We start from the raw sequence: 23,569 nt of genomic DNA, 5'->3' as shown, positions 1-23,569 counted from the left end.
TCGAGAACGGTTCTGCAGCGAGTCTGGCGTGTCAGCGCCGACGTGGGTCGAGTGCGGCGCGCAGCGTGTCGCCGAGCGCGATGACGGCGAGCACGGTCACGGCGAGGAACGCCGCCGGCGCGATGAGCATGTGCGGGGCCCGGAGGAACTGCGACGTCGCCGCGGACAGCTGCAGCCCCCACGAGATCGCCGGACGTTCCAGCCCGATGCCGAGGTAGGTCAGCGACGACTCGGACACGACGACCCCGCCGACGGTGATGGTGGCGAGCACGAGCAGCGGCGAGATCGACGACGGCAGCACGTACCGGGTGGTGATCCGCCACGTCGACAACCCCATCGTCCGGGCGGCGAGCACGAACTCGGCGCCCCGGACGCTGCGGACGCTCGACCGCACGAGCCGGGCCATCGTCGGCCACCCGAACAGGGCGAGCACGAGCGACACCGTGAGCACCGACCGCTCCCCCACGCTGTTCAGCACGACGACGGCGCCCAGCAGGAACGGGAAGCCGAGGAACACGTCGGTGAGCCGGGCGAGGACGGCGTCGACCCACCCGCCGACCATGCCCGCGACGGTCCCGACGACGACCGCGACCATGCCGGCGAGCAGGGTCGTGAGCACCGCGACGGCGATCGACGACCGCGTGCCCCAGACGACGTTCGCGTACACGTCGCAGCCCTGCAGGTCGAAGCCGAACGGGTGCCCGGCGGTCGGTGACGCCCCGCTCCGGCCGAGGTCGCACACCCGGGGGTCGCCGTGGCCGAACAGCCCGGCGAACAGCTGCGGGAACGCCGCGATGAGCAGGACCACCACGAGCACCGACCCGGGCACCCAGAACCCCGGCGTCCGTGCGGCGGCGAGCAGTGGCCGGCGCCGGACTCCGACGACGGGTTCGACGGTGGCGCCGAGGGCTTCGGTGGTCATCGGGAGGCTCCTGTCCGGACGCGCGGGTCGAGGGCGGCGTGCAGCAGGTCGACGAGCACGCTCGTGACGAGGAACACCAGGATGAGGGCGGTCGAGATGCCGACGACGACGGCGCCCTCGTGCGAACGGATGCCCTGGAACAGCAGGTTGCCGACACCCGGCAGGTTGAAGATGCCCTCGATGATGACGGTGCCGCCCATCAGGTACCCGAGGTCGGTCGCCAGGTAGGTGGCGGTGGGGATGAGCGAGTTCCGCAGCACGTGCACGCCGACGATCCGGCCCGGCGCGAGCCCCTTGGCACGGGCCGTCCGCACGTAGTCGGCGTCGAGCGTCTCGATCATCGACGTCCGGGTGAGTCGGGACACCGCGGCCAGGCCGAACAGGGCGATCACGAACGCCGGCAGGACGTACGCGGTCGGCCACCCGGCGGTGACGCCCGCGACGGGGAACCAGTGCAGCCGCACCGAGAACACCAGCTGCAGCGCCACGCCGAGCACGAACACGGGCACGGCGCCGACGACGATGGTGCCGACGAGCACCGTCTTGTCGAGCACGGTGCCGCGCCTGAGCGCCGAGACCACGCCGAGCCCGATGCCGAGGACGATCTCGAGCGCCCATGCGCTCAGCGCCAGCGTGATCGTCACGGGCCACCGCGAGGCCATCTGCTCGCCGACGGACTGCCCGTTGAAGTCGGTGCCGAAGTCACCCCGGAACAGGCCGCCCAGGTACTGCACGTACTGCAGCCACAGCGGCTGGTCCAGGTGGTACTCCGCCCGCAGCGCCCGCACGACCGAGTCGGTGAGGGGGCGCTCGCCGCCGAGCGCCTTGATCGGGTCGCCGGGCAGCGCGAACGTCATCGCGTAGATCAGGAAGGTCACCCCGAGGAACACGATGACCAGGCCGCCGAGTCGGCGACCGACGGCGAGCGTCGGACGCATCACGCGCCTCTCCCCACCGGCACGGCCGGCCCGCCGCTGGCGCGTCGGTCCGGAACCGGCGGCGTGGGCCCAGGCTCTCCCGGGGTGACCAGTGACGGTCGGGAGGCGCGGGTCGGGTTCGCCACGTGCGCCGCGCAGGCGAGGATCGCCCCGTACTGCACGCCCACGAGCTTCCCCACCGGGATCGGCTGCGCACCCGTCGACGCGTCCGCCTGCCAGTGCGCGTACCGCTCGGCCAGGCGGTCGCGGAGCCGCCGGAGCGGCGCGGACGCCGTGCCGGCGGTCGTCTCCGCCTCGACGGCCCGCAGGAGCATGCCGCCGTAACGCAGGCGGAAGCAGCGGACGAGGTCCTCGCAGCCGAAGCGCTCCGCGACGGTGGCCGTCCGGTCGGCCGGTTCCCGCTCGGCCCGGCGGCGGTCGGTGTCCGCGATCCCGACGAGCATCGGGACGAACGCCCGGGAGGCCTCGACGAACGGGGACGGGATCGAGAGCATCGGCGACGCCTCGTCGAGGAACGCCTGCAGTTCCGCACCCGAGGCACCGAGCTCGTCCGCGCACCGGCGCAGCAGGTCGGCGTACGACTCGTCGGTCGGGGTCTGGTCGTCGGCGTCGGGGTGGCTCCAGTACGGCAGCTCGGCCACCACGCAGAGGGCGCCGTGGCGCATCGCCCACGCCGCGCTCGACCCGCCGTGGATGTGCTCGCCGGGATCCACGCCGAGCTCCTCGAGGTAGGCGTACGCCGTCTCGATGCCGTCCATCGCGAACACCGCCGGGCCGATCTCCCGCAGGTACGGGGACTCCGGCTCCCCGGTGTCGAGCGGCAGCCCGAGTGCGGCCGGCACCGCGTGCAGGGTGTCGACGACGTCGGGCAGGTCCTCGGACAGGTAGTAGTAGACCCCGCCCATCTCGCCGTTGTGCAGGCTCACGAGCAGGTCCGGCTCGGTGTCGTCGATGAGCCGCATGAACGCGAGCGTCTCGGGCAGCACCTGGTCGAAGTACACCGACTTGTAGCTGTTCGGGAACGTCCACTCGACCTGGCTGTCCGGGGCGGGCCGGTAGAAGTGCCGCGAGTAGAAGACCCGGTCGTGCGGGTCGTGGAACCAGGCCTCGTTGAGCCGCATGCCGTCCGGGTCGATCGTCGGGACGATGTGCCAGGTGACGTCGAGCCCGGCCACCCGCTCGTCGCCGAGGGCCGTCTCGGCGAGGTGCAGCGCCGTCCACGAACCGATCGGCTCGTTCGGGTGCACCCCGCCGACCACGACGGCCACGTGCGACCCGGTGCCGATGCGGTAGCTGTGCAGGGGTTCACCGAGGCGGCTCGTTCCGATCCGGGTGACCGTGACCCGGTCGGGGTGTGCCGCGGCGAGCGCGGCGAACCGTGCGTGCAGGTCGTCGACGAGCGGGAAGCCGTCGCGGTCGGGGACGTCGCGGACCAGGTCGAGGACGGTGTGCTGCTCCATGCCCGCCCTACTTCACGGCGATCTGCGCGATCACGGGGCTGCCCGCCACCGCCGGCAGCTTCGCGATCTTGTCGCTCGTGACGTACGAGTACTTGTCGAAGAAGGTCGGGACGATCGGGAAGTCCTCGAGGACCGCCTCCTGCGCCTTCGTGTAGTACCCGTTCGCCTCGTCCTGGGACCCGGCGGAGTCGGCCTTCGCGAGCAGCAAGTCGACGTCGTCGGACTGGTAGTAGCCGGTGCACGGGGAGCAGCCGCCGGCCGTGGTGAACAGCGCGCGGAGCGTGTTCTGCTGGCTGATGTACAGCGCGCCCCAGTGGCCGAAGTGCGGGCCGGCGACGGTCTTGTCGGTGAGCTCCGAGTAGTAGGACGCCCAGTCGGTGGTGGCCTTCGCCTCGGCGTCGACGCCCAGGTTCTGCCGGATCTGGTTGGCGTACGCCTCGTACAGGGAGTCGAGGCCGGTGCCGCCCGGGTAGACGAGCGTCATGGTGCCGTCGAACCCACCCGCGCTGGCGAGGAGCTTCTTCGCCGCTGCCGGGTCGAACTCGCAGGCGTCGCCGCAGATGCCCTCTTCGGTGCCGGACATCGACGGTGGGGTAAGCGCGGTGGCCGGGTCGTACAGGCCGCCGTAGATCGCGTCGTTGACCTCGTCACGGTCGATCGACATCGAGATCGCCCGACGCACGTCGGGGTCGGAGTACCGGTCGTCCCACAGCGGGAACCCGAGGTAGTCGATGCCGGGGGCGTCGAAGGAGTGCAGGCGGTCGCCGAAGTCGGCCTTCGCGCTCGTCATCTTGTCGGTCGGCAGGAACAGCACGTCGGCGTTGCCGGCCAGGACGTCCGTGTAGGCGGTGTTCATGTCGGAGTAGCTGCGGAAGGTCACCTCGTCGGTGGCGGGCTTCGTCCCCTCGTAGTCCTCCCAGGCCGTGACGGTGAACTCCTGGTCCGCCTTCCACGCCTTCCTCATCTCGTACGGGCCGTTGCCGATCGGCTTCTCGTCGTACGCCTCCAGGTCGTCGTAGGCGGCCTCGGGCATGGGGTAGAACGCCGTCTGGGCCTGGCTGAGCTGCAGGGGGAACTGGCTGTCCGCGTGGGTGAGCGTGACCGTGAAGGTGTCCTTGCCGGTGACCTCGAGCCCCGACATCTCCTTGGTCTTCGGGGTGCCCTTCGCCGGGTTGAGGTCGGTGTACCCGACGATCCCGGCGAGCTGACCGCTGTTCTCCCACGCGTTCGGGCCGTAGGCGACGTGGTTCCAGGCCTTCACGTAGCTCTCGGGTGTGACGGCCTCGCCGTTCTGGAACGTCCATCCGTCCCGCAGCGTGATCGTCCAGGTGGTGGCGTCATCGCTCTCGACGCTCTTCGCCGCGACGTACTGCAGGTCGCCGTCGGCGTCGGTCTGGGTCAGCGGCGCGAAGACGCTCATCACCTGGTCGAAGGCCACGGTCTGCCGGCCCGGGGTCAGGTGGTCGGGCTCGCCGGTCGCGTAGACCAGGCTCGAGGGAGCGTCGTCGTCGGCCGCGCCACCCGCCGAACAGCCGGTCGCCAGCAGTGCCAAGGTTGCCGCCGCGGCCAGCGCGGCGATCGTCCTGCGTCGCATGATCTCTCCTCGATCGGGTGCGGCCGGATCCCTGCCCGGTCGTCGTGGTGGGAAAGCTAGGACGGTTCGAATCCCGACCACAAGACTTCTTTCAATGCGCTCTGAGAGTTTTACCGCGCAGAAACACTGACGAAACGACACCCGTCGCGCGACCGGGCCCGTTGTGCCACGCTCGGAGCATGCGCCACACACCGCACTTCCTGATGACCGACGTCGACGAGGTCCGACGCCTCATCACCGGGAACCCGTGGGCGACGATCGTGTCGCACACCGCGGCCGGGCTGGTCGCCTCGCACTACCCGGTGCTGCTCGAGACCCCCGGTCCCGACGACGACCCGGACGCCCTCGTCCTGGTGTCCCACGTCGGCCGACCCGACGAGGTCGCCCACGAACTCGGACAGCACGAGGTCCTCGTCGTGTTCCAGGGCCCGCACGGCTACGTCTCCCCCGCCTGGTACCCGCCGGAGCAGTTCGTGCCGACCTGGAACCACGTCACCGCCCACGTCTGGGGCACCCCCGAGATCCTGTCCGACGACGAGAACTTCCGGGTGCTCGGCGAACTCGTCGACCACTTCGAGCGGGTCATGCCGTCGCCCGTGTCGTTGCAGATCGACGAGGAGACGGCCCGCCGGATGGCGAAGGGCACCGTCGGCATCCGGATCCGCATCACCCGGTTCGACGCCCGCGCCAAGCTGTCCCAGAACAAGGCCCCCGAGGTGATCGACCGCATCGTCGCCGGCCTTCGGGGCGACGGCCCCTACGCGTCGCCGGCGCTCGCCGACGAGGTCGAGCGGGTCCGGCCGGTCCCGTCCCCGGCGAACAGCCCGGAGGGACGGCGGGGATGAGCGAGATCCTGCTGCGCACCGTCCGCAGGGTGGGCACCTCCGGGGCCCCTGCCGACGTCCGCGTCGTCGACGGGCGGGTCACCGAGATCGCGCCGGCCGACACGCTCGACCCCACGAGCGTCGACACCGACGTGGTCGAGGCTGCCGGCGCCTGGCTCGGCCCGGGGCTCCGCGACCACCACACGCACTTCGACCAGTGGGCGCTCGTCCGCCGCCGTGTCGACGTCACCGGCTGCGACTCCGCCGAGGCGACCGCCGACCTGCTCGCCGCCGTCGCGCGGGCGGGCGTGGCGGACCGCGTCCTGGTCGGACACGGCTACCGCGACGGGATGTGGCCGCGCCGTGCACGACGCGAGCTGCTCGACCGTGCCGCACCGGGCCTCCCGGTCGTCGTGATCAGCGCGGACCTGCACGCGGTGTGGTGCAACGCGCTGGCGCTCGCGCACTTCTCGGCTGCTGTCGGCCGACCGCTCGACACGGGCGAGGACGGGGTCCTGCGCGAGCAGGACGCGTTCGACGTGACCGGCGCACTGTCGCAGGTGCCGGACGACCTGCTCGACGCCTACGCGGCAGATGCTGCCGAGGCCGCGGCGGTCCGCGGGGTGACGGGCGTGGTCGACCTCGAGATGCGCTTCGGGCTCGACCGCTGGCGCCGCCGGATCCACGCCGGGACCGACGCGATCCGGGTCGCGTCCGGTGTGTACGCGGCCGAGCTCGACGACGTGATCGCCCGGGGCCTGCGCACCGGCGACGTGGTCGACGGCACGCGGGGGCTGCTCACGATGGGGCCCTTCAAGGTGATCACCGACGGGTCGCTGGGCACCCGCACCGCCGCGATGACGGACGGCTCCGGCGTGCTCGCGTGGGCCTTCGAGGACCTCGTCGCGATCACCCGCCAAGCCGTCGACGCCGGACTCGTCCCCGCGATCCACGCGATCGGCGACCGTGCGAACACCCTGGCGCTCGACGTCTTCGAAGCCGTCGGGGCCCGCGGCACGATCGAGCACGCGCAGTTGCTCGTCGACACCGACGTCGACCGGTTCGCCCGGCTCGGGGTCGCCGCGTCGGTGCAGCCCGAGCACGCCATGGACGACCGGGACATCGCCGACCGGCACTGGGCGGGGCACACCGACCGGGCCTTCGCCTTCGCGTCGCTCGCACGGGCCGGAGCGCGCCTGCTGCTCGGGTCGGACGCCCCGGTGGCGCCGCTCGACCCGTGGGTGTCGATGGCTGCGGCCGTCGGGCGGGACCGCGACGGGCGAGCGCCGTGGCACCCGGCCGAACGGCTCTCGGCACTCGTCGCGTGGCAGGGATCGACCGACGGGCGGGTCGGGGTGTCCGTCGGCGACGTGGCTGACCTGGTGCTCGTCGAGTCCGATCCGCTGGCGGCACCGTCCGCCGCGCTGCGCAGCATGCGGGTGCTCGGGACGGCGGTCGCCGGACGGTTCACCCACCGGGAGGTGTGAGCGGGCGGGCGTACTTGTTCCCCGTGCGCTACTTCTGGTCCTTCGGGCACCAGTAGAGCTTCCGGCCGGCCATGTCGGCCATCCGGATCTCGGTGCCGCACACCCGGCACGGCTCGCCCTGTCGGTGGTAGACCCAGTGCCGGTCCTTGCGTGAACGCAGGGCCTTCTTGTGGTCGGCTTCGGACAGGTCGTCCATCGTCATCATCAGGCCGTCGCGGACGCCGTCGTGCAGCAGCTTCGACCAGTCGGCCCAGAGCGCCTTGGCCTGCTTGACCGTGATCTTCTTGCCGGGCTTGTACGGGTCGATGCGCTGCCGGAACAGCAGCTCGGCGCGGTAGATGTTGCCGATGCCGGCCACGACGGACTGGTCCATGAGCAGCTGCCCGATCGCGACGTTCCGACGGCGGACGTTGTCCACGAAGGTCTTCTCGGCCTCGGGCCCGTCGTCGTTCATCGGGTCGGGGCCGAGCTTGTCGAGCGCGCGCTGCACCTCGGCCGGGGTCTCCACCACGCAGGCGGTCGGGCCGCGCAGGTCGGCGACGGTGTCCTCGGTGAGGATCCGCACCCGGACCTGGCCGACCGGGTCCGGCGGGAAGGACTCGATCGGGTCCTCCGCCTGCTCCTGCTCGGCCATCCGGTAGCGGGCGAGCCGCGGTGCGCCGATCGAGCTGAGCGACTCTTCGCGGTCGTCGTCGTCGGACAGCGCCTCGGCGGTGGAGATCACGCCCGCGAAGTCCCACGCGCCGTACAGCCCGAGGTGGACGCGGAGGAACAGGTCGCCCTCGAACTCCAGGAACATCTGCTTCGCCACCGCACGCGCGGCGATCATGCGCTTGCCGTCGAGCTGCGCGGCCCCGGCGGCGAAGCGACCCTGGGGGCTCGACACCTCGCAGCGCTTGCCGACGAAGTGCCGGGTGAACTGGTTGGCGATGCGGTGGACGGAGTGACCCTCGGGCATGACTACCGTTCTACCCGGTACCCCTGACGGGCCGGACTACGCGTCGATCTGGCGGCCGGCGATCAGCCCGGTGGTCTCGTACTCGGCGAGCTGGGCGATGCGACGGGCGTGGCGCTCCTCGCCGGAGAACGGCTCGGCGATGAACAGGTCGACGAACCGGATCGCCTCGTCCTCGGTGTGCTGGCGCGCGCCGATGGAGATGACGTTGGCGTCGTTGTGCTGACGGGCGAGCAGGGCGGTCGACTCGTTCCACACGAGCGCGGCGCGGATGCCCTCGACCTTGTTGGCGGCGATCTGCTCACCGTTGCCGGAACCGCCGAAGACGACACCGAGGGCCTGGACACCGGCACGCTGGTCCTGCACCACGGCGTGCGCGGCGTTGATGCAGAAGGAGGGGTAGTCGTCGAGCGCGTCGTACTCGGTCGGACCGTGGTCCACCACCTCGTGCCCGGCTTCGGTCAGGTGGGTTGCGAGGGTCTTGTTGAACTCGAGGCCGGCGTGGTCCGTTCCGAGGTGGATGCGCATGGAACCGATCATATTCCTGCGGCTCCGGGGCCCGGACCACCACTGCTTTCGGCGCGCGGACCACCACTGCCTACGGCGCGCGGACCACCACGACGAGGTACCGGGTGGGGTCCTCGCCGGGGTTGCGGTAGACGACGTCGGCGGGTTCGCCGAGCTCGATCCGGTCCCCCGCGGCCAGGCGCGTCGGCTCGCCGCCGACGACCACCTCGAGCACGCCGTCGACGACCCAGATGCAGTGCCGCAGGAACGCGTAGGCGGACGCCGGGTAGGCCACTTCGCGGCCGGCCGGGAGGCGCACCTCGGTGACGTCGGCGGGGAACGTCGCGCTCGAGACCGGACGGCGACGGTACCCGGTGTCGGGATCGGTCCAGGAATCGGCGGTCGCGCCGCGCTGGACCCCGCGCGCCTCATCGGGGTCCGTCACCCTGGGCACCTCGTGCTCCAGGGCATCGTCGAGGAGCTGCGAGATGGTCAGGCCGAAGGCACCGGACAGGCGACCGAGGATCGTCGCGGTGGGGCTGGAGACCCCGCGTTCGACGCGGTTGATCATCGCGCGGGAGACGCCGGACTCCTCGGCGAGCTCGGTGAGGCTCCACTTCCGCTCCGTGCGGAGGCGCTGGAGGCGTTCACCGAGCGCCCGCTGCTCGGCGACCGAGGCGTCGTCGGCGTCGGTTGCGGGATCAGCGTGCGAGTCGTCTACGATGTGAGACATGACGACAGCATATGCGACGAACGGGGTCGTGATCCGCGACTGCACACCGGCCGACCTGGACGTCGTGCACGCCCTGCACGTCGACGCCGTGCTGCACTCCACCGCCATCTGGCAGGAGACACCGCACCCGCGCGCGTACTTCGACGGGTGGCTCGCCGAGCGACAGGGTGACGGCTTCCCGGTGCTCGTGGCCGAGGTCGACGGGGTCGTCGCTGGCTACGCCACGTACTCGCAGTGGCGGCCGCACCAGGGGTACCGGCTGACGGTCGAGCACAGCGTCTACGTGGTGGAGGCGTTCCGCGGCCGGGGCATCGCCACGACCCTGATGCAGGCGCTGGTCACACGGGCCACCGCCGAGGGCCGGCACGTCATGATCGCCGGGATCTGCAGCACCAACACGGGGTCGATCGCCCTGCACGAACGCCTGGGGTTCACCACGGTCGCGGTCGTGCCCGAGGTCGGACGCAAGTTCGACCGCTGGCTCGACCTGACGATGATGCGGCTGCCGCTCGTCTGACCGTCGCCGGTCAGTCCGTGCCCGGCATCGGGACGTCCAGGGGCGGTGGCGACCTTCGGAACGGCGGCGCGATGTCACCGTGCGCAATCGGACGGTGGTCGGCGAACCAGGAGTACGCGACCGCTTCGTCGGCCTCGGCCGGACTCTCGTCGAGGCAGTCGTTGCACCGTGTGTGCCACCCGTCCGCGTCGTGCCACCGGTGCGGGTACCCCTTCGCGACCCAGTTCGGCGACCACTTCACGTCGAAGGCGTCGACGATCTCCGCGGCGATGCCCCAGGCGATGCTCTTGAGTGCATCGTCGCCGATGCCCGTGTCCCACGAGAGTGGGCCGTTCCGGAGCTCCTCGAACACGTTGCCGGCGAGCAGTTCGTGGTGCTTGTCGTCCCACGCGTCGCCCTGCGAACGGACGACCACCGCCGGCTTGCTCGCGGGGACGCTCGAGCGTGCCTCGCTCGGTTCGGCGGTCCCGTCCGCCTCGGCGCCGTGCGTCCGTGCGAACCGCTCGCCGTCCGTCGTGTTCATCAGCCACACGGAGTTCGCCAGGTCACCGTCGGACTCGCCGGCGACGGGCGCGCTGGCGTAGCGACCCCGGACGGTCGCGATCTGCTCGTCAGCAGTCCGCTCGGGTTCGACGAACGCGAGTTCGGATCCTGCTCGGACGAACATCCCGCTCGCCAGGAGCCCCCGCCGGATGCCGAACTCGACGCACCGCAACGCCATCGCGCGGGCTCGGGTGCCGTCGGGTTCGTGGTCGGTCCGCGCCATACGGTGCAGGGCGCGGAGGTCGGTCGCGCACCCGTTCCGGTTGAACTCAGTGAGGTCGAGCAGCAGCTGCTCTTCGGGCGTCCGCGGCGCTGGCTCCGGGCTCGGCGCGAGGCCGACGTCGTGCCGGACACTGCGCCGCTGCACCCGGGGGTCCTCGGCGTCAGCGGGCGGGATGACGTCGATGTAGGCCTCGTGCCCGGGGAGGGGTTCACGCATCGCGGCGACGGAGCCGTCCGGCATGGAGCGGACTTCCTCTGCAGGGAAGGGGACGTACTCGAGGCCGGCGTCAGACGACGATCTCGTCTCCGTGTTCTTCGATGACGTTGCCGTCCTCGTCCCAGATGCCGTCATCCCGTGCGAAAGGGTCCAGGCCGGCGGCGATCCGTCGGGCACGCTCGGCTTCGAACAGGGCATCTCCCTTCGGCGTGTCCATGATGTAGCAATCCCAGAACGGGACCTCGACGTCGCCCGGCTCGAGTGTGTAGACAGCAGCGACTCGTTCGACGATCTCGTCAGGCGGGCCCTGCCACTCGTCCCAGCCGGCACGTCCGGGCCCGTCCCGCGCGGACGTGCCGACGGACACGAGCCCCTCGGCGAGGAGATGGCGAAGGTTGTCGAGTACCCAATCGCGCGTCTCCTCGCGGGGACGATGTCGTTCGATCTCGAACGTCGCTGCCCAGCCCCAGAGGTTCTCGCCCGTTCCGTTGTAGGTCGTCGCGAGGACGTAGTAGGTCAGTTCGTTCATTCGAATCCCTCTGGTCATGCGTCATCGGGCAGATCGTGGGCGTCGGCTCCCTTGGGCATGTGCAGCTTGACCGGCTTCGCACCGTTGCTCTGCACTTCGACGACCGGAGCACCGGATTTGCTGCCTCGTCGGTACTGGACGCCAGTTCCGTCCGGAAGCACCACAGCGATGCGTTCAGGAGGGGACGCACTCAAGGCCGGCGTCAGACGACGATCTCGTCTCCGTGTTCTTCGATGACGTTGCCGTCCTCGTCCCAGACCGCACGAAGTCGCGGGACCGGGTCCTCATCGGCGAGCTCTCGCCTCGATCGCTCTCGTCCGTAGAGCTGCGCGCCTGCCTCCGTCCGCATCAGGTAGCACGGCCAGTACTGCACCTCGTCAGCAGCAAGGTCGACCGTGTAGATCGACGCGACTCTGTCGACGACGGCCTCGACGCTCCCTGTCCAGGTCTCCCAACCGGCACGCCCAGTGCCGTTCTCCTCGAAGTTGCCGACGCACACCAGATCACGCTCGAGCAAACGACCGAGCACGCCGAGGAGCCATTCACGAGTCTCCCCCAACGGCCGACGGCGTCGCTTCTCGATGTTGCCGGTCCAGGCCCAGAGGTTCTCGCCGGTCCCGTCCTGAACAGACGCCAGACAGTAGTAGGTGAACTCGTTCATCGACATCATCCTTCCGGCATCGCGTCGTCGGGCAGGTCATGCGGCGCCGACCCCTCGGGAAGATGCACCTTCACGTTCTCCCATTCCGACGTCTTCGAGTTGTGTACTTCGACCACTGGCCCTCCCGAGCCGCTGTCGCGTCGGTACTGGACGCGTGTTCCGTCAGGGAGGACGACTTGGATGCGATCGCGTGTCGATCCCGGAGCGAGTGTGCCGCCTCGGCTGAGCTCACGCCATGCCTTGACGACCTCCTCGGGAGTGTCGACCTCGCGGTGCGGCTCGGTCTTCCCCGGGCGTCCGATGGAGCGGACCCGCTCGTTGGCCTCGTTGCCGGTCATCGGCCCGACGACGTCGGTCATGATCCCGGCGCCGCCCGCGACCTCACGGGGCTCGCCGGTGAGCGGGTCGTGCGTCCACGCCCACGCGTCCCGGTCAGCCTGGGCCATCCGTTGCCGCATGGCATCGGCCGGGGTCTGCTGCTTCGTGTCCCCGCTGAGGCCGAACAGGATGCCCAGCACGCCGAGCGCCGACAGGCCACCGACCGCGCTGCCGGTGCCTGCAGCGGTCCCGCCGGCAGCACCGAGCCACGGCCACGGGAACTGGAAGGGCGCGGACGGGAAGCCGGGCAGCGGCATCGGTGCCACGAGACTCGCGGTGTGCACGTCGGTGTCGTCCTCGGCGAGACCCGCGGTCGAGTCACCGCCGCTGACGGCGCGGATCTGCGAGGCGAGTCGCTGCTGCCAGTCACGCCACTGTTCGTTCCACGCCGAGACTGCCGCCCGGAGCGCCGCGTCCTCGGCTGCGAGGCTGGGGATCCGGTCCCACGACGTGCTCGTATCGGGCGGCTCGGGCAGCGCTGCGTCGTGACGCTCGACGGCGGCGTGGACCCCGCCGGTGAACGACGAGATCCGCTCGACCAACGCGACGCGGCGTGTCCGGAGTTCGGCGAAGTCGAACGACGCCCGATCGACGAGCGCGTGAAGGTGGTCGACGCTCTCTGCGAGTTCGGTCGCGACGGCGGTGGACCGGTGCGTCATGACGGGCCTCGCGGCGCTCACACCGGGCATCTCGAACGCCGTCGGCATGGTGGACCAGGAGTGCTCGCCGTCCGATGCTGCGGTCCGCACGTCGTCGGATGCGGCACGGAGCGTCGCGGCTGCGTCCACCACGGCGCTCATGTCGAGACGGATCTCGTCGAGCGACGCGACCGAGACCATGCCGCTCATCGCTCTGCCGCGTGGTCGGCGGTGCGCGCCATCTGCTCGTCCGCCTCGTCGACGGCGGCGAGTGCGATCGCACCGACCGCGCTGACCGCCTGGAGGTGGGTCCCGATCCGCATCGCGGTCCCCGTGCGCGCCGACGCGAACGATCGAAGCGCCGCCGCGATCACCGGCGTTCCGCTCGCCGCTCCGGCGAGTCCGTCGAGCGCTCGCTCGAACTCCTCCGCGTGTCGACTGACGCCGGACGCGGTGGATCCCCATCCCCCTGATACTTCACCGACGGAACCCACCACAGTGCCGTCTGGAGGCGCGTGGCGGCGCCGCCACGTGCCTCCAGTCCGTCAGTCGGTGGTGTCGAAGACCGGACCGACCGTGCGCGAGCGCTTGAGCTCGAAGAAGCCGGGGTACTTCGCGACGGCGACGACGCCGTCCCACAGGTCGAGCGCTTCCTGGCCCTTGGGCGCCGGGGAGATGACCGGTCCGAAGAACGCGGTGCCCTCGACCGCGATCACCGGCGTGCCGACGTCCTGGCCGACGCGGTCGATGCCGTCCTGGTGGCTGACGCGCACGGCGGCGTCGACCTCGTCCGTCCAGGCGTACTCGAGCAGGTCGGCGTCGAGGCCGAGCTCGGCGAGCACGGCGGGGACGACCTGCTCCGGGTCGGACTCCTGGCGGTGGTGGATGTGCTCGCCGAGGGCGTCGTAGAGCGGCTTGACGACGTCCTGTCCGAGCCGGAGCCTCGCCGCCGTGACGATGCGCGGGTAGACCTGGCCGGCGTGCAGGCGCTCCTTGTAGGTGTCCGGGACGTCCTGGTCCTCGTTGAGGACGAACAGGCTCATCACGTTCCAGGTCACGTCGAGGTCGCGGTGCTCGGCGACCTCACCCACCCAGCGGCTCGTCATCCAGGCCCAGGGGCAGTTCGGGTCGAACCAGAACTCCACGGCGGTGCGCTCGGTGGTGGCGTCGGTCGGGTTGTCCACAGTCGTCTCGGTCACGGTGCGAGCGTACGCGGCGTCGCTAGGCTGGAACCCATCGTCCCGCCGGCGCACGACGCCGTCCGGGGCCCCGTACGCGGACACCGATCGTCCGCGTCCCCAGCGAAGATGGAGCGTTGCGTGCCCGGAGAGAACCTCACCCGAATCGAAGCCCAGGAGCGTGCGGCCGTCGTCGCCGTGCAGACGTACGACGTCGAGCTCGACCTGACCCGCGGTGCCGAGGCCTTCGGCAGCACCACGCGGGTGCGCTTCACCGCCACCGCCGGCGCGTCGACCTTCATCGACGCCATCACGAAGACCGTGCACTCCATCACGCTGAACGGCACGGCGCTCGACGTCGCCGCGGTGAACGACGGCGTGCGCATCCAGCTCGACGACCTGCAGGAGCAGAACGAGCTCGTGGTCGTCAGCGACGCGCTGTACACGAACACCGGTGAAGGCCTGCACCGCTTCGTCGACCCGGTGGACGACGAGGTGTACCTGTACTCCCAGTTCGAGGTCCCCGACTCCCGACGGATGTTCGCGGTGTTCGAGCAGCCCGACCTGAAGGCCGAGTTCTCCTTCACCGTGACGGCGCCGTCGCGGTGGCAGGTCGTCTCGAACTCCCCCACGCCGGAGCCGCACGTCGACGGCGACGTCGCGACCTGGTCCTTCCCGCCCACCGCGCGCATCTCGAGCTACATCACCGCGCTCGTCGCCGGCCCGTACGAGGTCGTGCGCGACGAGCTGACCAGCCGCGACGGCCGGACGATCCCGCTCGGCGTGTTCGCGCGCAAGTCGCTCGCCTCGTACCTCGACCCCGAGTACGTGTTCGACATCACGAGGAAGGGCTTCGCGTACTTCGAGGAGAAGTTCGACGTCGCCTACCCCTTCGACAAGTACGACCAGCTCTTCGTGCCGGAGTTCAACGCCGGCGCGATGGAGAACGCCGGGGCCGTCACCTTCACCGAGACCTACGTGTTCCGGTCGAAGGTCACCGACGCCATCAAGGAGCGCCGGGTCGTCACGATCCTGCACGAGCTCGCCCACATGTGGTTCGGCGACCTCGTCACGATGAAGTGGTGGAACGACCTGTGGCTCAACGAGTCGTTCGCCGAGTGGGCCTCGACGATCGCCACGGCCGAGGCCACCGAGTGGACCGAGGCCTGGACCACGTTCCAGGCGATGGAGAAGTCCTGGGCCTACCGCCAGGACCAGCTCCCCTCGACGCACCCGATCGTCGCGACGATCAACGACCTCGAAGACGTCCAGGTCAACTTCGACGGCATCACCTACGCGAAGGGCGGCTCGGTCCTCAAGCAGCTCGTCGCCTGGGTCGGCATCGATGCGTTCTTCGCCGGTGTCTCCGCCTACTTCAAGAAGCACCACCACTCGAACACCGAGCTCCGCGACCTGCTCGTCGAGCTCGAGGCGACGAGCGGCCGTGAGCTGACCGAGTGGTCGAAGCTCTGGCTCGAGACCGCGGGCGTCAACACGCTCCGCCCGGAGATCGTGACCGACGAGTCCGGCGTCATCACGTCGTTCACCGTCCTGCAGGAAGCCCCCGCCGACCACCCGACGCTGCGCCCGCACCGTCTGGCGATCGGCGTCTACGCCTTCCGGAACGACGAGTCCGCGCCGTTCGGGGCCGACACGGCCTCCGCCGGCGGCAAGCTCGAGCGGGTCCACCGCGTCGAGATCGACGTCGACGGCGCCCGCACCGAGGTGCCCGAGCTCGTCGGTGTCCAGCGCGGCGACCTCGTGCTGCTGAACGACGACGACCTGGCCTACGCCAAGATCCGTCTCGACGAGCACTCCCGGCGCACCGCGATCGAGCACCTGGCCTCGATCGCGAACCCGCTCGCCCGCTCGATCGTCTGGGGTTCGGTGTGGGACGCCACGCGCGACGCCGAGTCCCCGGCGAGCGACTACGTCCGCCTCGTGCTCGGCAACATCGCGACCGAGACCGAGTCGACGACCATCCGCACGACGCTCTCGCAGCTGCTGCTCACCGCACGCAACTACGTGGCACCGGGCTCGGTCGAGGCCACGGTCCGCACCGTCGGCGACACGCTCTGGCAGCTCGCGTCCTCGGCCGAGGCCGGTTCGGACGCGCAGTTCCAGTTCGTGAAGTTCTTCGCGCAGATCCCGTCCACGCCCGAGCACGTCGCGACCCTGCAGGGTCTCCGCGACGGATCGGTCACGCTGCAGGGCCTCGAGATCGACACGGACCTGCGCTGGGAACTGCTCGAGGGCCTCGTGCTCGCGGGTGCTGCGGACAACGCCGAGATCGACGCCGAGCTCGCCGCGGACAAGACCGCGTCGGGCGAGCAGGCCGCGGCACGCGCCCGGGCGACGATCCCCACGGCCGAGGGCAAGCTGGCGGCGTTCTCGTCGCTGGTCGACTCGTCCGAGCTGCCGAACGCCATCGTGCGCCAGACCACGGTCGGGTTCCAGCACGTGAACAGCCCGGTGCTGCTCGAGGGGCTCGTGCCGAAGTACTTCGAGGTGCTCACGCGCATCTGGGCCGAGCGTAGCTACCACATGGCGGACACCATCGTCTCGGGCCTCTACCCGGCGCCGCTCGCGTCGGCCGAGCTCCGTGACGCCGCAGCCGCGTGGCTCGAGGAGCACCCGGAGACGCCGGCGCTGCGCCGCATCGTGTCCGAGAGCCTCGCGGGCACCGAGCGCGCGCTCCGGGTCCAGGCCGCCGACGCCTGACCCCTGCTCTGATCCGGCGGGGTCTTGGTGTTCCTCCAGGGATGCCGAGGCCCCGCCGCTTAGCATCGACCGGATATGAACTTGGCTGCAACGACCGAAGACACGTCCAAACTGCTCTCGAACGCGTTCACGGACTTCGTCGACACCTGGCAGGCGCCGATCACGATCGTCATCACGATCATCGCCGCGATCATCCTCCGACTGATCCTGCGCCGGATGATCAAGCAGGTCGTCGACCGGATCGTGAACGGCGTCAAGAAGCGCCAAGGAGCCGCTGACACCCAGGCCCTCATCGCGTCGCCCGTGCAGACGGCTCGGGTCGTCCAGCGCACCCGGACGCTCGGCAGCGTCCTCGAGAACCTCGCCACCGTGGTCGTGGTCGCGATCGCACTCGTCATCATCGCCACTGCCGTGTGGAAGGGCGCCGCGGTCGGCATCGTCGGCGGTGCGTCCCTCGTCGCCGCCGGCCTCGCCGTCGGCGCCCAGTCGATCGTCAAGGACCTGCTGTCCGGCGTCTTCATGATCCTCGAGGACCAGGCCGGCGTCGGTGACGTCGTCGACACCGGTCAGGCCACGGGCGTCGTCGAGAACGTCGGGCTGCGCGTCATGCAGATCCGCGACGTGAACGGGATCCTGTGGTTCGTGCCGAACGGCCAGATCCTGCGCGTCGGCAACCTGTCGCAGGGCTGGTCGCGCGTGCTCGTCGACATCACCGTGCCCTACGACACCGACATCGACGCCGTGCAGGACGCCCTGCTTAAGGCTGCCGTCACGATGTCGCAGGAGTCCCGCTGGCGGCAGCGGGTCGTCGAGAAGCCCGAGATCTGGGGCCTGCAGTCCATCACCGACGCCGGCATGGTCTTCCGCCTGGTCGTGAAGACCCGCGCGTCCGAGCTCGACGTCGTCGGCCGGGAGCTCCGCACCCGACTGAAGCACGCCGTCGACGAACTCGGCATCACCCTGCCCGCGATGGCGATGATCATGCCCGAGGGCTGGGAGAACGCCACCTCGATCAACGGCCTGCGCACCGTCCGGACCCAGCCGACGCCGGCACCCACCAAGCCCCGGCGGACCAAGCGCAACATCCTCGGGCAGCCGATCCGCACGGACGACCCCGACAGCGGGAAGGACCCCCGATGATCGACCCCACACCCCCGAGCGGCACGGGCGGGCCCGGAGCACGCGGCTCGCTCGGCATGCCCGGCTCGTCCAGCGCCGTCGGCGTCCCGGCCCAGCCGATCACTCTGCGCGTCGGGGAGCACGGCGCCTCGGCCACGGGGTCGCTGTACGAGCGGATCGGCGGCGCCCCCACCTTCGACCGGCTCGTCCGTCGCTTCTACGAGGGCGTGCAGCAGGACGAGGTCATCTGGCCGATGTACCCGGCCGACGACCTCGAGGGTGCGATCTGGCGCCTCTCCGCCTTCCTGCAGCAGTACTGGGGCGGCCCGGGCACCTACAGCGAGCAGCGCGGGCACCCCCGCCTGCGGATGCGGCACAACCCGTTCCGCATCACGTCCGAGGCCCGGGAACGCTGGCTCCACCACATGCACGAAGCGGTCGAGTCGCTCGAGCTCGCGCCCCTGGACGAAGCCGAGCTCTGGGGCTACCTCGACCGCGCTGCCCACGCGATGACGAACACCTTCGACTGACGCGCGCCGGGCGCGACACCGGCGCGGTGGACGCCGCCCGTGGCGGACGGGAGGCCCGTGGCGGCGTCGCCACGGGCCTCCCGTCCGCCGGTCCCCGCGTTCTCGTGCCCGCGGGACGCCGGCGTCTTCGGACAGCGCGTCTCAGCGCACGTACGAGCCGGAGGCGAGGTCCTCGACCAGGGACGGCCGTGACGGACGCCAGCCGAAGGTCGACCGGGCGTGTGCGCCGGACGCCTCCTGGTGCAGCAGCAGGGCGTCGGCGTACTCCCGCCCGAGTCGTTCGCGGCTCGCGTCGACGCTCTCGGGGACGACCGGTGCACCGTGGGACCCGGCCTCGGCTACCTCTCGGACGGTCAGATTGTCCCCGGTCGCGGCGACGATGTACCCGTCGGGCTCGCCGCGGTGCAGCGCGAGGACGTAGAGCTCGCCGAGGTCGTCGACGTGCACCGTCGTCCACCGCTGGGAGCCGTCGCCCACCAGCCGCACCGGCTGCTCGCCGTCGCTGACGAACATCGCCGGGATGCCGGCGCCGCGCCCGTACACGATGCCGGGCGCGACGATGGTGCTCCGCACGTCGCTCTCCCGCAGCAGGGCCTCGTTCGGCCCGCGCCAGGCGGTCAACGCCGGCGGGTCGATCGGCGACTGCTCGGAGATGTCCGTCGAGTCGCCGAAGGTGAAGATCCCACCGGTGTGCACGAACGGCTTCGGCGTGCCGCCCAGGGCACCGATCGCGGTGCGGATGAAGCCCGGGTCGACGCCCGGCGCCGATGCCGTGTGGACCACACCGTCGCTCTCGTGCAGCAGCCGTTCGACGACGTCGGTGTCGGTGACGTCGCCCACCAGGGCACGGCCACCGGCGTCACGGACGTGCTGGGCCTTCTCGTCGGACCGGACGAGCGCTGTGACCTCGTCGCCGCGGGCCACGAGGGAGCGGAGGACGGAGGAGCCGATGTAGCCGGACGCACCGGTGAGGAAGACGTGCATGCGGCCAGCCAACCACGGTGGCCCGGCGGCGTCGCGGTCGTCGTCGCCGTCGTCGTCGTCGTCGTCCCTAGGAGCTCAGGGTCCAGGCGCGGCGCTTGACGAGCACGTGGCCGCGCGAGGTCGTGAGTCGGCTCCACGGACCCGTCTCGAACAGACGGACCGGGTCGTGCCCGAGGAACCCGAGGCTCTCGCCCGCGAAGCCGGCACCGGCGGGCAGGTGTTCGACGCCGGGGACCGGTCGGCCCCAGACCTCGGCACGGATCCGTCGGACGATGGCCTCGCCCGCGTTGGACGGCACGGCGTCGGCGACCTCGGCGATGCCGTCGCGGGTGGCTCGGCGGAGGAGTTCCGGTGAGACGTCCGGCAGCGGGACCCAGCCACCGCGGGGCGGGGAGATGGCCGCCCACGTCACGGTGTGCACCTCGTGCGGCAGCTCGACCTCGATCGGGGTGGCCCGCGTCGGGTCGGCACCCTCGGCGCGCTCGGCGTCCTGCGCCTCGGCCAGCAGGCGGAGGCGCTCGAGGAGCGACTGCAGCGGGACCACGGTGTCGATCGACGCGGGCTCGGTGAGCGAGAACGTGCGGAGACCGAGCACCGTCGGCAGTTCGTCGAGCAGCCCGAGCGGGTAGAGGATCGCCGTGTAGACGGCCAGGACGCCGGAGTCGGCGATGAGCCGGACCGAGCCGTCCTCGATCCGAGCGGCACGCCCGAGGTACGTGCGGAGGTCACCGAGTGAGGCGGCGTCGGGAAGCGTGAACGAGTTGCCCATGTCGTCCCCGATCCTACCGGCCATCGGGACCGCGCAGCCTGGGCGCGACGACCTGCGACGGCGGCGGGCAGCCGTTCGTAGACTGCACAGCGTGAACGGCGAACCCGACTTCCTGCGGACCCTGCGACTCGAGGACACCGGCGCGAGCACGGGCGAGACGATCCTGACCGGCGCCAGCCACTGGTCACCCGGCGGACGGGTGTTCGGCGGCCAGGTCCTGGCACAGTGCATCGTCGCCGCGCAGCGCACGATCGAGGGACGCGACGTCCACTCGATGCACGGCTACTTCCTGCGGCCCGGCGACATCGACGTGCCGATCACCTTCGGCGTCGAGCGCATCCACGACGGCCGGTCGTTCGCGGCCCGACGCGTGCAGGCGTACCAGCGCGGTGTCCCGATCTTCTCGATGATCGCGTCGTTCCAGGTGCCCGACACCGGCATCGAGCACCAGGACCCGTACCCGGTGGACACCCCGGACCCGGAGTCCCTGCCGTCGGCCGCGTCGATCCTGTCCGCGATCGACCACCCGGTCGCACGTGCCTGGGCCGCTCGGTCCATCGACCTGCGACACGTCGAGGGACCGGTGTTCGTCGATGTGCAGGGCGAGCACGTGCCGCACCAGGCGGTCTGGTTCCGGGTGCAGGGCGACCTGCCGGAGGACCCGGCGCTCCACCGTGCGGTGCTCGGGTACGCGAGCGACCTGTCCATCCTCGAGCCGATCATGCGGCGGCACGGCGTCGCGTGGGGCACCAAGGGGGTCAAGAGCGCGAGCCTCGACCACGCCATGTGGTGGCACCGCGACGGTCGCGCCGATGAGTGGATCCTGTACACGCAGGAGTCCCCGAGCGCGCAGGGCGGCCGGGGACTCGCGTTCGGCCGGATGTTCTCCCGTGACGGCAAGCTGCTGGCCACCGTCGCCCAGGAGGGCATGATGCGGGTGCCTACGGCCGGCTGAACTGCACCGGTTCCTCGAGGTAGCGCTCGCACGCAGCGCGCTCGGTGTCGGTCAGCCGACGCGGACGGTTCGTCGCCGCGTCGACCATCACGAGTGCGGTCGTCGCCCGTGTGTACAGGACGGCAGGGTGATGCCCCGCCGGCGACCAGACCTCGTACGAGACGTCGATGCTCGCACCCCCGAGCCGCCCGATCCACATCTGGATGTCGAGCGGCTGACGGAGGTACGGGATCGACGCCAGGTACTCGAGGCGCTGGCCCGCGATCACCGTCATGGTGCCCGAACCGGGCCGACCGTCGATGATCGGCTCGGGCAGGCCGCCGTCCGGGTCCTCACCCGGGTCCGCACCCCAGAACCCCACGATGCGCGCTTCTTCGAGCAGGCGCAGCATCGCGGAGTTGTTGACGTGACCGTAGGCGTCGATGTCGCTCCACCGCATGCGGATGGGAGCGTGCAGTCTCGCCACGAGGGTCAGTCGCGGGTGAGCTTGCGGTACGTCGCGCGCCCGGGCTTCGCGGCATCGGCGCCGAGGCGCTCGATCTTGTTCTCCTCGTAGGCCTCGAAGTTGCCCTCGAACCAGTACCAGTTCGGCGTGCCGTCCTCGTTGAGGCCCTCCCACGCCAGGATGTGCGTGGCGATGCGGTCGAGGAACCACCGGTCGTGGGTGATGACCACGGCGCAACCGGGGTACTCGAGCAGGGCGTTCTCGAGGCTGCCGAGCGTCTCGACGTCCAGGTCGTTGGTCGGCTCGTCGAGGAGCAGCAGGTTGCCGCCCTGCTTGAGCGTCAGCGCCAGGTTCAGACGGTTGCGCTCACCACCGGACAGGATGCCGGCGCGCTTCTGCTGGTCCGGGCCCTTGAACCCGAACTGCGACACGTAGGCGCGGGACGGGATCTCGGTCTTGCCGACCTGGATGTAGTCGAGTCCGTCCGACACGACCTCCCACAGGTTCTTGTTCGGGTCGATGCCGCCGCGGGTCTGGTCGACGTAGGAGATCTGGACGGTGTCACCGATCTTCAGCGTGCCGCCGTCCAGGGGCTCGAGGCCGACGATCGTCTTGAAGAGCGTGGTCTTGCCGACACCGTTCGGGCCGATGACGCCGACGATGCCGTTGCGGGGCAGCGTGAACGACAGGTCGCCGATGATGACGCGCTCACCGAACTGCTTGCGCAGGTGCTCGGCGTCGATGACCTGCGAACCCAGACGCGGGCCGACCGGGATCACGATCTCCTCGAAGTCGAGCTTGCGGGTGCGCTCGGCCTCGGTGACCATCTCCTCGTAGCGGGCGAGACGGGCCTTCGACTTCGCCTGGCGGCCCTTCGTGTTGCTCCGGACCCAGTCGAGCTCCGAGGACAGGCGCTTCGCGAGCTTGGCGTCCTTCTTGCCCTGGACCTCGAGGCGAGCGCGCTTCTTCTCGAGGTAGGTCGAGTAGTTGCCCTCGTACGGGTACAGGCGGCCGCGGTCGACCTCGGCGATCCACTGGGCGACGTGGTCCAGGAAGTACCGGTCGTGGGTCACGGCGAGGACGGCACCGTGGTACTGCTGCAGGTGCTGCTCGAGCCAGAGCACGCTCTCGGCGTCGAGGTGGTTGGTGGGCTCGTCGAGGAGGAGCAGGTCGGGCTTCTGGAGCAGCAGCTTGCAGAGCGCGACGCGGCGCTTCTCACCACCGGACAGGTGCGTGACGAGTTCGTCCCCCGGGGGGCACTGCAGCGCGGCCATCGCCTGCTCGAGCTGGGAGTCGAGGTCCCACGCGTCGGCGGCGTCGATGTCTTCCTGCAGCGTGCCCATCTCGGCCAAGAGCGCGTCGAAGTCGGCGTCCGGCTCGGCCATGAGCGCCGAGATCTCGTTGAAGCGCGCGAGCTTGCCGTGGATCTCGCCCACGCCTTCCTGCACGTTCTCGAGCACGGTCTTGCTCTCGTCGAGCTCCGGCTCCTGCATGAGGATGCCGACGCTGAAGCCCGGCGTGAGCTTCGCCTCGCCGTTGGACGGCTGGTCGAGACCCGCCATGATCTTCAGGATCGTCGACTTGCCAGCACCGTTCGGTCCGACGACGCCGATCTTGGCACCGGGGAGGAACGACATCGTGACGTCGTCGAGGATCAGCTTGTCGCCGACCGCCTTGCGGGCGCGGACCATCTGGTAGATGTACTCAGCCATATCCCGATGAGTCTACTGAACCCGGCCCCCT

The 23,569-nt window shown here is 70.5% G+C and carries 23 protein-coding genes; 7 read left to right on the top strand and 16 right to left on the bottom strand.

Annotated elements, in window-relative coordinates; translation table 11 throughout:
- Positions 1-31: 31 nt before the first annotated feature.
- From DEI85_RS04935 to DEI85_RS04920, 4 genes are read right to left on the bottom strand one after another with little or no spacing between them, the layout of a single operon-like run.
- Complete coding sequence (locus tag DEI85_RS04935) at positions 32-922, bottom strand: ABC transporter permease (protein ID WP_110859194.1); 891 nt, start codon at positions 920-922, stop codon at positions 32-34.
- Positions 919-1,860: an ABC transporter permease gene (locus DEI85_RS04930; protein ID WP_027464675.1), complete on the bottom strand. Its 942-nt coding sequence runs from the start codon at positions 1,858-1,860 to the stop codon at positions 919-921. Before DEI85_RS04930 ends, DEI85_RS04935 begins: the two co-directional genes overlap by 4 nt.
- Complete coding sequence (locus tag DEI85_RS04925; protein ID WP_258376253.1) at positions 1,860-3,320, bottom strand: M14 family zinc carboxypeptidase; 1,461 nt, start codon at positions 3,318-3,320, stop codon at positions 1,860-1,862. Before DEI85_RS04925 ends, DEI85_RS04930 begins: the two co-directional genes overlap by 1 nt.
- Positions 3,321-3,327: 7 nt before the next feature.
- Positions 3,328-4,914 (bottom strand): peptide ABC transporter substrate-binding protein, encoded by a 1,587-nt coding sequence (locus DEI85_RS04920; protein ID WP_258376250.1) that lies wholly within the window; start codon positions 4,912-4,914, stop codon positions 3,328-3,330.
- 179 nt (positions 4,915-5,093) lie between these two features.
- Between DEI85_RS04920 and DEI85_RS04915 the strand changes: the two genes are divergently transcribed.
- Positions 5,094-5,759: an FMN-binding negative transcriptional regulator gene (locus tag DEI85_RS04915; RefSeq protein WP_111123079.1), complete on the top strand. Its 666-nt coding sequence runs from the start codon at positions 5,094-5,096 to the stop codon at positions 5,757-5,759.
- Positions 5,756-7,225, top strand: coding sequence for an amidohydrolase (locus tag DEI85_RS04910; RefSeq protein ID WP_111123078.1), 1,470 nt, complete (start codon positions 5,756-5,758; stop codon positions 7,223-7,225). The genes DEI85_RS04915 and DEI85_RS04910 overlap by 4 nt, the downstream gene beginning before the upstream one ends.
- Before the next feature lie 28 nt (positions 7,226-7,253).
- On the opposite strand, the gene DEI85_RS04905 is transcribed toward DEI85_RS04910, so the two are convergent.
- From DEI85_RS04905 to DEI85_RS04895, 3 genes are all read right to left on the bottom strand, one after another.
- Positions 7,254-8,183: an Fpg/Nei family DNA glycosylase gene (locus DEI85_RS04905; RefSeq protein WP_111123077.1), complete on the bottom strand. Its 930-nt coding sequence runs from the start codon at positions 8,181-8,183 to the stop codon at positions 7,254-7,256.
- A gap of 36 nt (positions 8,184-8,219) precedes the next feature.
- Positions 8,220-8,708: a ribose-5-phosphate isomerase gene (locus tag DEI85_RS04900; RefSeq protein WP_027464669.1), complete on the bottom strand. Its 489-nt coding sequence runs from the start codon at positions 8,706-8,708 to the stop codon at positions 8,220-8,222.
- Positions 8,709-8,778: 70 nt separating this feature from the next.
- Positions 8,779-9,420 carry a helix-turn-helix domain-containing protein gene (locus tag DEI85_RS04895; RefSeq protein ID WP_110859187.1) on the bottom strand — a complete coding sequence of 214 codons (642 nt, stop codon included), beginning with the start codon at positions 9,418-9,420 and terminating at the stop codon, positions 8,779-8,781.
- On the opposite strand from DEI85_RS04895, the gene DEI85_RS04890 reads away from it, so the two are divergent.
- Positions 9,419-9,937, top strand: coding sequence for a GNAT family N-acetyltransferase (locus tag DEI85_RS04890; protein ID WP_111123076.1), 519 nt, complete (start codon positions 9,419-9,421; stop codon positions 9,935-9,937). The genes DEI85_RS04895 and DEI85_RS04890 overlap by 2 nt on opposite strands.
- A gap of 10 nt (positions 9,938-9,947) precedes the next feature.
- Here the strand turns inward: DEI85_RS04890 and DEI85_RS04885 are convergent, their stop codons facing one another.
- The 5 genes from DEI85_RS04885 to DEI85_RS04865 form a co-directional block, all read right to left on the bottom strand.
- Positions 9,948-10,943 carry a hypothetical protein gene (locus DEI85_RS04885; protein ID WP_111123075.1) on the bottom strand — a complete coding sequence of 332 codons (996 nt, stop codon included), beginning with the start codon at positions 10,941-10,943 and terminating at the stop codon, positions 9,948-9,950.
- Positions 10,944-10,989: 46 nt separating this feature from the next.
- The gene (locus DEI85_RS04880; RefSeq protein WP_111123074.1) at positions 10,990-11,448 is read right to left on the bottom strand and encodes a hypothetical protein; all 459 of its coding nucleotides are present in this window, start codon (positions 11,446-11,448) and stop codon (positions 10,990-10,992) included.
- 202 nt (positions 11,449-11,650) lie between these two features.
- On the bottom strand, positions 11,651-12,109 hold the full coding sequence (locus DEI85_RS04875) for a hypothetical protein (RefSeq protein WP_146238492.1): 459 nt from the start codon (positions 12,107-12,109) through the stop codon (positions 11,651-11,653).
- A gap of 5 nt (positions 12,110-12,114) precedes the next feature.
- Entirely contained in the window at positions 12,115-13,335 is a 1,221-nt protein-coding gene (locus DEI85_RS04870) for a hypothetical protein (RefSeq protein WP_146248973.1), read from the bottom strand.
- A gap of 335 nt (positions 13,336-13,670) precedes the next feature.
- Positions 13,671-14,324, bottom strand: a complete 654-nt coding sequence (locus DEI85_RS04865; protein WP_258378416.1) for a mycothiol-dependent nitroreductase Rv2466c family protein — start codon at positions 14,322-14,324, stop codon at positions 13,671-13,673.
- 120 nt (positions 14,325-14,444) lie between these two features.
- On the opposite strand from DEI85_RS04865, the gene pepN reads away from it, so the two are divergent.
- The 3 genes from pepN (at position 14,445) to DEI85_RS04850 (ending at position 18,673) form a co-directional block, all read left to right on the top strand.
- A complete protein-coding gene (gene pepN / locus DEI85_RS04860; protein ID WP_110859180.1) occupies positions 14,445-17,024 on the top strand; it encodes an aminopeptidase N in 2,580 nt (859 codons plus the stop codon).
- A 75-nt stretch (positions 17,025-17,099) separates the two neighbouring features.
- Positions 17,100-18,164, top strand: coding sequence for a mechanosensitive ion channel family protein (locus DEI85_RS04855; RefSeq protein WP_110859179.1), 1,065 nt, complete (start codon positions 17,100-17,102; stop codon positions 18,162-18,164).
- A 56-nt stretch (positions 18,165-18,220) separates the two neighbouring features.
- Positions 18,221-18,673, top strand: coding sequence for a globin (locus tag DEI85_RS04850; protein WP_258369829.1), 453 nt, complete (start codon positions 18,221-18,223; stop codon positions 18,671-18,673).
- Positions 18,674-18,814: 141 nt separating this feature from the next.
- Here DEI85_RS04850 and DEI85_RS04845 read toward each other — a convergent pair whose 3' ends face one another.
- Positions 18,815-19,657 carry an NAD-dependent epimerase/dehydratase family protein gene (locus DEI85_RS04845; RefSeq protein ID WP_110859178.1) on the bottom strand — a complete coding sequence of 281 codons (843 nt, stop codon included), beginning with the start codon at positions 19,655-19,657 and terminating at the stop codon, positions 18,815-18,817.
- 67 nt (positions 19,658-19,724) lie between these two features.
- Complete coding sequence (locus DEI85_RS04840) at positions 19,725-20,426, bottom strand: DUF8185 domain-containing protein (protein ID WP_110859177.1); 702 nt, start codon at positions 20,424-20,426, stop codon at positions 19,725-19,727.
- Between the two features lie 91 nt (positions 20,427-20,517).
- Between DEI85_RS04840 and DEI85_RS04835 the strand changes: the two genes are divergently transcribed.
- Entirely contained in the window at positions 20,518-21,381 is an 864-nt protein-coding gene (locus tag DEI85_RS04835) for an acyl-CoA thioesterase (protein ID WP_110859176.1), read from the top strand.
- On the opposite strand, the gene DEI85_RS04830 is transcribed toward DEI85_RS04835, so the two are convergent.
- Together DEI85_RS04830 and ettA are read right to left on the bottom strand one after the other, a co-directional pair.
- On the bottom strand, positions 21,368-21,820 hold the full coding sequence (locus DEI85_RS04830) for an acyl-CoA thioesterase (protein ID WP_110859175.1): 453 nt from the start codon (positions 21,818-21,820) through the stop codon (positions 21,368-21,370). The genes DEI85_RS04835 and DEI85_RS04830 overlap by 14 nt on opposite strands.
- 32 nt (positions 21,821-21,852) lie before the next feature.
- Positions 21,853-23,538, bottom strand: a complete 1,686-nt coding sequence (gene ettA, locus DEI85_RS04825; protein ID WP_071405516.1) for an energy-dependent translational throttle protein EttA — start codon at positions 23,536-23,538, stop codon at positions 21,853-21,855.
- Between the last annotated feature and the right edge of the window lie 31 nt (positions 23,539-23,569).

The sequence above is a fragment of the Curtobacterium sp. MCBD17_026 genome, assembly GCF_003234895.2.
Taxonomy (GTDB): Bacteria; Actinomycetota; Actinomycetes; order Actinomycetales; family Microbacteriaceae; genus Curtobacterium; species Curtobacterium flaccumfaciens.
Note: the sequence above shows the minus strand (reverse complement) of the source record. Positions and strands in the feature narration are given on the sequence as shown.